The following is a 9,285-nucleotide window of genomic DNA, read 5'->3' on the forward strand; positions in this document are numbered from 1 at the left end:
GTTGTTGAGAAGACGAAGGAAGCCGCGCACACCGTTGCGCAGAAGACCGAGAACGCCCTGGGCCGCACCGGCGACGCGACCCGCGACGAGTCCCGCCAGGCCACGTCGACCGCCACCGACAAGACCCACGATGCGGCTTCGAAGACACGCGTGGCCGCCTCCGACACCGCGATCACCACCAAGGTGAAAGCCGGCCTCGTCAAAGAGCCGAACCTGGATTCGCTCGGCGTCCACGTCGAGACGGAGAAGGGTGTCGTGATGCTGAGCGGCTTCGTGAATTCGAAGGAAGAGGCGGACAAGGCCGTGAAAGTGGCGAAGGGTGTCGACGGCGTTACCAAGGTCAAGAGCGCCATCAAGGTCAAATAAAGACCATTTCTGCCCTGTGCGGCCGGCCATTTCGATGGCTGGCCGTTTTTTTTGCTGATCTACCACAAGTTTTTACGAAGCGGCCGGAATTGCTTTTACAGTAGTTATGGCACGGTATAATCCGGGCCGTGAACAGACTCGAAGCCTTTGGAACCATCGCCGCCCAGGCCGCGCGCGGTGAGATTTCCTTCCCGACCAGCGTGAATGCCGTGTTGCGCCTGCAACATGCGTTGAACGACCCCGATTGCCACCTGGAGGATGCGATCCGCCTCGTGCTGGGCGAACCGCAGCTGGCGGCGCGGACGGTGGCATTGGCCAATTCGTCGACCTTCAATTCGAGCGGGCGTCCGATCACCAACGTGCGCTCGGCCGTCACGCGGGTCGGTTACCGCAACCTCCAGATGCTCGTCGCGAGCCTCGTCGTGCGCCAGTTCGGCGCCCGCATCGAGGATCCGACCTTGCGTGCCAAGGCCGAGCAGTTGTGGGAACACACGGTGCAGGTCGCCGCGCTGGCCCATGTGTTCGCGCGCCGCGTCACCTTCGTCAACCCGGACACGGCCATGTTCGCCGGCATCGTCCACGAGGTCGGCGGCTTCTACCTGCTGTCGCGTGCCGATGGTTTCCCGGGCCTGCTGGACGACGATCCGGAAAAATGGGCCGAGCTGTGCGAGGACGTGGTCACGCGCGAAGTGGCGCGCAAGCTGGCGCTGCCCGAACCCGTCGCCGACGCGATCTTCGAGCTGCGCGGTGCCTGGCTGCACATGCCGCCCGCTTCGCTGCTGGACACGCTGCTGCTCGCGAACCTGTACGCCAGCGTGCCGTCGCCGCTCGGCACGGTGCGTCCGCCGCTGCCGGAGCACAGCGAGAGCGCGCTCGACTACCTGCTCGACGAGGACAGCCTCCACCGCATGATCGACGAGGCCGCCGAGATCAGTGCCTCGATGGGCAGCGCGCTGCTCGTCTGACGCCACCGGGTCTCACGCCCGGCGCAAGCTCCCCACCCCACCTCACCCGCACGCGTCGCCGCCACCGGCCGGCGGTCGCGCAACACGTCCAGCATTGCCTGCGCCGATACCTCGGCAGCGTACGGTGGACCGGCTCATGCCAAGTGTATGATAAATGTGCAATTAATATTTCTAAAATGTAAATTAAATGGAAATATGTCGAATATAATGATACTTTGATGCATCAATAATTATCATTTAGAAATATCATGCGCGTCCGCCATCTCGTCCTCGCTCTCGCCGCCCTCGGCGCCGGTTCCACCCAGGCGGCCGTGTTGAACCTGATGGCGCCCGTCGGCGGCGCCAACCTGTACGCCATCCATGATTTCTCGGCGACGTCCAGCGACGTCGAGGGCGCGGTGGTGGCGGGCGGTAACGTGACGATATCCAGCTATTCGATCAACGCCAACAACAAGGATGCGTTCGGCACGGACGGCTACGCGCTCGTCGCCGGCGGCAACGTGACGTTGACCGGCGGTTCGATCAACAATGGCAAGGCCTACGTGGGCGGCACAAGCAGCCTGACGTGGGCCGCGACGCCGGAGATGACGTCGACGAACCCGGTCGACTTCGTGGCGGCCCCGGCCTATTACAAGAGCGTGGCCAGTGCGTTGTCCGACCTCGATCCGACCGGCGCGGTGACGCGGCTGTGGAGTGGCGTCCAGGTGACGGGCTCCGGCCTCGGCGGCGTCGACATCTTCGACGTGTCGGCCGACCTGTTCGCGAATTCCAGCAGCTGGACCCTGGAAAAGCTGGTCCCGGGCGAGACGCTCGTGTTCAACGTCAGCGGCAGCGCCGGCACGTTCAATAACGGCGGCATCAGCTTCCAGCCGCTGAGCGGCTACAACGTGCTCTTCAATTTCTATGAAGCGCAGAGCATCGACGTGCGCGGCGTGATCGGCAGCGTGCTGGCGCCGTATGCGACGCAGACGGCGAACTGGGGCGTCATTAATGGCAATGCCATCGTCGACACCTGGTCCTCGACGGTCCAGGTCAATGCCAACCACTATTTCAATCCGGTCGATATCGCCGGTCTGAGGCTCGGCGGCGAGCAGGCGTCGGCCCACGTGCCCGAGCCGGGCAGCGCCGCGCTCGTGCTGGCCGGGCTGGCTGCGGTGGGCGTGGCGCGCAGGAAGCGCCGGCAGGCCTGAGCGCTGCCGTCAACAGGGTGGGTTACGCCGGCACCGCCACGGCGGCGCGACGTCCGTGCGCCCGCATCGCGAGCGCCAGCACGACGCCGGACAGCGCGAGGCCTGCCGCCACCCATTGCGGCGACGCATACGAATAGCCCAGGGTGAGCGGAATGCCGCCGAGGAAGGCGCCGAGGGCATTGCCGATATTGAAACCGGACTGGCCCAGCGACGAGCCCAGCATTTCCGCCTCGCGCGAGTGTTCGATCAACAGGATCTGGATCGGTGGACCGAGCGCCAGCGCGTTCGCGCCGACCGCGAACGCCAGCACCATCATCGCGGGCTGCGACCAGGCCAGCAGGGCGTTCAGGCACAGCAGGCCGACCATCGTGATCAGGAGGAGGATGACGGCCGTCAACGGCGGTACGCGGTCGGCCAGCTTGCCGCCCAGGTTCACGCCGAACGTCATGCCGACGCCGACCGCCGTCATGATCAGCGGGATCGTATTCGCGTGGAAATGCGTCACGTCCGTCAGCAGCGGGGCGATGTAGCTGAGCCAGGCGAAGAAGCCGCCGGTGCCGATCGACGTGATGCCCAGCGCCAGCCACAGGCTGGTCTTGCGGAAGATTTTCAGGTCCTGGCGCAGACCGGCACCCGGCGTCGCCTCGAAATATGGGATCAGCTTGTGCAACATGATCATCGTGGCAAGGCCGATGACCGCCACGATCAGGAACACGAAGCGCCAGCTCATGTTATGGCCGAGCCAGGTGCCGGCCGGCACGCCGAGCACGTTGGCGATCGTCAGGCCGGAAAACATGCTGGCGAGCGCCGCCGCTTCCTTGCCCTTGTCCGCCAGGCGCGTGGCGACGACGGCACCGACGCCGAAGAACGCGCCGTGCGGCAGGCCGGCCAGGAAGCGGAACAGCAGCATCGTCTGGAAATTCGGCGCGAACGCGGACAGTGCGTTGAACGCCGTGAACATCAGCATGAACCAGATCAGCACGCTGCGCGGTGGCTTGTGCGACAGCATGCTGACGAGCGTCGGCGCGCCCACGACGACGCCGACCGCGTAGGCGGAAATGAGGTAGCCCGCCTGGGGAATGGAAATATCGAGGCCCGTCGCGATATCGGGCAGGATGCCCATCATGACGAATTCCGTCATGCCGATACCGAAACCGCCCAGGGCCAGGGGAGCCAGGCTCTTCTTGATCATTGTCTTCTTCGCTGTATTGACGACCCGCGGGCGAAAAAAGAACGCGCGGGGGATGAGAGAGAACCGGACATTATGGCGGCTCGCGACGGGCGAGTCCGCTTTCAAGTCGTGATGTCCGGTATAGCCCCCGATGATAGCGGTATCAAGCCGAGTCTGCTTGCGGGTCGTCGTTGTCCGCGATCCAACGGATGCGCCCGTTTCCCGCCTCGTTCAGGCGGGCGACCAGCGCCGCGGCCTTGTCGTCGGGCAGGTGGAAGGCRAACGAGACGGCATCCGCGTGCGCGACCTCGTCCAATGTGGCGCCGGTCGTGTCCAGCTCGCGCCGGATCAGGCCTTCGAGCGGGTATGGCGCCTCGCAGCGCAGGTGGCGTTGGCGGATGATGGGGATCTTCCGGGCGATCAGCAGCGCTTGCGCCACGCTGTCGGTGTAAGCGCGCACGAGGCCGCCCGCACCCAGCTTGACGCCGCCGAAATAGCGCACGACGGTCGCCAGCACGCCTTCCAGGTCCTGGTGGCGCAGCACGTCCAGCATCGGGCGGCCGGCCGTGCCGCTGGGCTCGCCGTCGTCGACGGCGGCCGATTGCCCGCCGGCCAGCAGGGCCCAGCACACGTGCGCCGCGCCCGGATGCGCGGCTTTCAGCCCGGCCACGATCTTTTGCGCGCCGGCCCGGTCCGGCATCGGCTGGACGCAGGCGATGAAGCGGCTTTTCTTGATGATCAGTTCGTGGTGGACGGGGACGAGGATGGTCTGGGGCATGGCGTGGCTTCGAAACGAGCCGTAGAGCTTACTGGATTTCCACGCCGGGTCAAGTCCGCGCCATGAGTTCGGTCGACGGTGCAGGTGCGCGAGCGGCCAGCAAAGCCCCGATCTGCGCGGCCGGGCAGGGACGGCCGTACAGGTAGCCCTGCGATTTGTCGCAGCCATGCGCGCGCAGGAAGTCGTGCTGTTCCTGCGTCTCGATCCCCTCGGCGACGATTTCCATCCTGAGGCTCCGCGCCATCGCGATGATGGCGCGGGTGATGGCCGCGTCTTCCGGGTTCTGCGGCAGGCCGCGCACGAAGCTGCGGTCCACCTTCAGCGCGCGCACGGGGAAGGTCTTCAGGTAGCTCATCGACGAATACCCCGTGCCGAAGTCGTCGATCGCGAGCTGGATGCCGGCGTCGGTCAGCGCGTGCAGGCGGTCGACGATGTCGGTGGACGCATCCATCAGCATGCTCTCCGTCAGTTCCAGCTCGAGCCAGCAGGGATCGACGTCGGTCTCGCGCAGGGTCGCCAGCACGGCGGCGACGAGGCGGCTTTCCTTGAGCTGGCGGCCGGACAGGTTGACGGCCAGGCGCAGGCGGTAACCCTGTTCGTGCCAGCGTTTCAGGTCGCGGCAGGCTTCGCGCAGCACCCATTCGCCGATCGGCACGATCAGGCCGGTGTCCTCGGCGATCGGGATGAAGTCGCTCGGGCTGACCATGCCGAGCTGCGGATGGATCCAGCGGATCAGTGCCTCGACGCCGACGATGGCGCCGCTCTTCAGGTCGACCTGCGGCTGGTAGTGCAGCACGAACTCGTTGCGTTCCAGCGCGCGCCGCAGGTTGTTGTCGAGTTTAAAACGCTTGTGGGCGTCGTCGCGCATGCTGGGCGTGAACATGCGCCAGGCGTTCTTGCCGCCGTTCTTGGCGTAGTACATCGCGGTGTCGGCGTATTTCAGCAGCGCGTGCATGTCGGTCGCGTCGTCCGGATAGACGCTGATGCCGATGGATGCGCCGATGTGGATGTCGTGGCCATGGATATGGATCGGATCGGCCAGCTTGGCCAGGCATTTTTCCGCGATCAGCGCGGCGACGCGGACCTGGCTCACGTTCTCGAGGATGATGCCGAATTCGTCGCCGCCGATGCGCGACAGCACGTCGCCGAAGCGCAGCGTCTCCGACAGCCGGCGCGACACGAGGCGCAGCAGTTCGTCGCCGATGTCGTGGCCGAGCGTGTCGTTGACGGTCTTGAAGTTGTCCAGGTCGATGAACATCAGGATCGTGCGCTCGTCGAACTTGCGCGCGCGCGCGATCACGGCCTCCAGCCGCTCGTTGAAGAAGTGGCGGTTGTTGAGCTGCGTGACGGGATCGTAGTGCGCCAGCCGGTCGAGCTTGACCTCGATGCGCTTGCGCTCGTTGATCTCCGCTTCCAGTTCGCTCTCGCGCTTCTGGATGCGGTCGAGCATGCCGTTGCAGGTGCGGGTCAAGAGGCCGATGTCCGCCGCCGCCGGCACTTGCGCGCGCAGCGAATAATCGCCCTGCCGCGAGATCTGCTCGCTCACGGCGGACAGCGCGAGGATCGGCGCGGTGAAGAAACGCTGCAGGCGCGACAGCGTGAAATACGACAGGCTGAGCAGGGCCAGCATCACGGGCAGGGCGAGCGCAAGGTACAGCGCGAGCTGCCGGTACACGCTGGTCACGCTGCTGCGCACGACCACCGTACCGAGCTGCCGGGTGCCGATCCGGATCCGCCGCGTCACGCTGACGCCGCGATAATCCAGCACCGTGTCGGCACGCGCGCGCGGGGCGAGCGCGGCGAGCGGCGTGTCCGGCGGGTCGTTTGGATCGCGCCGGAAGCTGACGAAGGCCTTTCCCCGGACGTCATAGGCGACGGCCGACTGCACGTCCGGCGCGACGCGCAGCGCGGCCAGGATGTCGCCGGCCGCCTCGACGTCGGCGAAGGCCATCGCTGCCGTGAGGTTTTCGCCGACCATCGTCGCCTGCGACTGCGTCTGCCGGACCAGCGCGGCGGTGAAAAAGTACAACTGGATACCGATCAGGAACAGCGTCGACAGGAACATCACGCCGCCGCTGGTGACGAGGTAGGTCCATTTGAGCTTGCTGCTCAGTGCCTGCCGGTTGATCCATTCGATGAGTCGTTCCATGCTTGTCGTCCGCCACGGCCGGTCAATAGATTGCACGCGCCAGCCGCAACACCTTCGAGCTGAGCGCGATGCCGGCACCGCGTGCCGCGGCGCCATTGAATTCGAAGGCAATGCGCCTGTCGTCCACGTACAGTTCGAGCATCACGCCCTTGCGTGCGGCGCCCCGTGTATCCGCGATCGTCAGCACGCCGGCCGCCCGCGCGCTGCCCGCGAGCGTCGCCATGTCGTCTGCCTCGGAGGTGCTGATGTACAGGATGTGGCATTGCATCAGCGCCTCCGGGCCCGAGCGTGGATAAACGATCGTCAGGCGCGCATTGCCCAGCATCTTCCCCTCCAGCGTACCGAGCGCGCTGCCGAACGGATCGCGTCCCAGCACGCACAGGCGCACGACGCCGTTCATGTTAGGGAGCGTGCTGAATTGCGCGATGTTGTAAATGAATGCCGCCTTGGCCGCATATTCGTCCGCCGCCTGCGCCTGCGCGGCCGCCGGCAGCAACACCAGTGGGCAGAGCAGCGGGCAATGCAGGGCCAGGCGCTGCATGTTCTTGCGCAGGCGCGCGAGGCGGACCGGATTCATCGTCAGAACCTGAACGTCGCGACGACGCGCCAGGCGCGGCCGTCCTGGCCGATCGCGTTCAGGTGGCGCGGCGGCGTGCTGTTGTCGTAATGCTCCTCGCTCGCGGAATCGGCATACCGCCTGGCGAAGACATTCGTGACGCCGGCGGACACCTCCATGTCGAGCGCCGGTATCGTGCCCACGAGGTTCAGGTCGACGACGCCGAAGCCGCCRACCTCGCCATCCATGACGGTGCGGCGCCGGCCCGTGAAGCGGTACGCGGCACTCGCGCGCACGTGTGCGCCGAGCGGCGGCAAGGTGTAGTTCAGCTTGAGCAGCCGGCGCGGTGAATTGAACAGCCAGGCGCCGCTGACGTCGTTGCGCGCCGACTGCACGTTGGCGCTCGCTTTCAGGTAGCTGCCGTCCTCGCGCAGCCATTCGGCGTCCAGTTCGATGCCCGTGGCGCGGGCCGCGTCGATGTTCGAGAAGTACAGGAAGCCATCCTGGGGATCGGTGGCCAGCGCCAGCATGTCGCGCATGCGGTACTGGTAGGCCGACGCGGTGGCGCGGAAGCGGTCGGTCGGGAAGTATTCGGCGATCAGTTCATACGTCCTGATGTGCTCCGAGCGCAGTTCCGGGCTCTGCTTGTGGTCGAACGCGTAATAGCGCTCGTAGGCGTTGGCCGAGCGGAAGGCCGTGCCGTACAGCGCCTTGAGCGTGACCTGGCGCGCCATCTTGTAGAGCAGGGCCACGCGCGGATTCGTCGTCGCGCCGCCTTCGGAATCGTAGTCGTGGCGCACGCCGGTATTCAGGATGACGCTTTGCCCCAGCCGCATCTCGTCCTGCACGTAGACGGCGGCCTGCCGCTTCGGGCGATCCACGGTGATGTAAAGAGCGTACGGATCGACGTCGTAGTTGGCCATCGTGCGGGTGCCGTCGCGCAGATATTCCATGCCCGCGATGATCTTGTGGCCGGGAAGGGCCGTGCTTGCGAGGCGCAGTTCCGCGTCGCTGCTGCGGCTTTCGGCCGTATCGATGTTGCGTGTGTTGCCCTCCGTTGCAGCTCCATTCAGGTAGACGCCGTCGTAGCGGTAGCGTGCGACGCTCAGGCTGGCGAACAGGTCGAGGTCGTCCGAGAGGGCGCGGTGCCAGGACAGGCTGGCACCCGTGTATTCATCCTTCGTCCTGGTGCGCGGATCGTTGAACCGCTGGCCGTAGGAGGCCGTCGGGATGCCCTTGATGCGGTTGCCGAAATAAGCCTCGGCCACGAGGCCGCCCATGCCCACCCTGGCGAACAGCCGCTGGTAGCGGTCGTAGTCGAGTCCGACGGCGACGCCGTGATTGCTGGCCGCGTCGTCGTATTCGGGGAAGGTCAGGTTGCGACCCGCGCTGACGTACGACGATGCGCCCAGCAGCAGTTCGACACCGCTCGCAAGGCGCTCGCCGTGCGCGATCCGTGCCTCGCGGCCGTGAGCGCTGAACCGGCCCGCGCTCAGCGTCGTCCCGTCCAGCGTGGCACCGCTTTTCGTGATCACGTTCACGACGCCGAAGAAGGCGCTGCTGCCATAGATCGCGGAGCCTGGGCCGGGCACGAATTCGACGCGTTCGATGAGGTCGAGGTCGATCGGAAACTCGGTGCCGATGGCACCCTGGTCGAACACGAAATCGTTCAGGCGCCGGCCGTCGATGAGGATCAGCAGCCGCGTATTCAGGTCGCCCGGATTGCCCAGGCCGCGGATGTTCGCATAGTTGTAGTTGCGGTCATACGAGATCGCCATGCCGGGCACGCTCTGCAGGATGTCGGTCAGCGTGCGGTAGCCGCGTTGGCGGATATCCTCGGCCGTGATCACCGACACGGACGATGGTGCCTCGCTGATCTTCTGCGGAATTTTCGATGCCGTGACGACGTCCAGGTTGAGCAATTGCTCGAGTGGCAGGGCATTCAGGTCAGGGGCTGGCTGCGCCAGCGCAGCGGCGTGCACACCGGCGGCCAGCAGGCCGAATGCGCGCGACAGGTGAAGGGACAGGGACGTTACCTTGTTCGACAACATAAAGCGGTCCTTGACGAGATGCTGCGTGCTGGCGACGGTTGGGGCACGCTGTCTGCGGT

At 65.8% G+C, this 9,285-nt stretch carries 8 protein-coding genes; 3 read left to right on the plus strand and 5 right to left on the minus strand.

All coding sequences use genetic code 11. From position 1 onward, the window contains the following. The 3 genes from AC1DYX_RS23300 to AC1DYX_RS23310 all read left to right on the plus strand — a co-directional run. A partial coding sequence (locus AC1DYX_RS23300; RefSeq protein ID WP_477263264.1) for a BON domain-containing protein occupies window positions 1-366 on the plus strand: 366 nt, incomplete at its 5' end. Window positions 367-494: 128 nt separating this feature from the next. After that, the gene (locus tag AC1DYX_RS23305; RefSeq protein WP_477263266.1) at window positions 495-1,331 is read left to right on the plus strand and encodes an HDOD domain-containing protein; all 837 of its coding nucleotides are present in this window, start codon (window positions 495-497) and stop codon (window positions 1,329-1,331) included. Between the two features lie 248 nt (window positions 1,332-1,579). Further along, entirely contained in the window at window positions 1,580-2,521 is a 942-nt protein-coding gene (locus AC1DYX_RS23310; RefSeq protein WP_477263268.1) for a choice-of-anchor A family protein, read from the plus strand. Window positions 2,522-2,543: 22 nt separating this feature from the next. Here the strand turns inward: AC1DYX_RS23310 and AC1DYX_RS23315 are convergent, their stop codons facing one another. The 5 genes from AC1DYX_RS23315 to AC1DYX_RS23335 all read right to left on the minus strand — a co-directional run. Then, a complete protein-coding gene (locus AC1DYX_RS23315) occupies window positions 2,544-3,713 on the minus strand; it encodes an MFS transporter (protein ID WP_477263270.1) in 1,170 nt (389 codons plus the stop codon). A gap of 142 nt (window positions 3,714-3,855) precedes the next feature. Beyond that, entirely contained in the window at window positions 3,856-4,470 is a 615-nt protein-coding gene (locus AC1DYX_RS23320) for an IMPACT family protein (RefSeq protein WP_477263272.1), read from the minus strand. 49 nt (window positions 4,471-4,519) lie between these two features. Then, on the minus strand, window positions 4,520-6,619 hold the full coding sequence (locus AC1DYX_RS23325) for a putative bifunctional diguanylate cyclase/phosphodiesterase (protein WP_477263274.1): 2,100 nt from the start codon (window positions 6,617-6,619) through the stop codon (window positions 4,520-4,522). Window positions 6,620-6,641: 22 nt separating this feature from the next. Further along, the gene (locus AC1DYX_RS23330) at window positions 6,642-7,196 is read right to left on the minus strand and encodes a YfiR family protein (RefSeq protein ID WP_477263276.1); all 555 of its coding nucleotides are present in this window, start codon (window positions 7,194-7,196) and stop codon (window positions 6,642-6,644) included. A 2-nt stretch (window positions 7,197-7,198) separates the two neighbouring features. Further along, a partial coding sequence (locus AC1DYX_RS23335; protein ID WP_477263278.1) for a TonB-dependent receptor plug domain-containing protein occupies window positions 7,199-9,285 on the minus strand: 2,087 nt, incomplete at its 5' end.

It is taken from the genome of Massilia sp. P2_C2 (assembly GCF_056404615.1).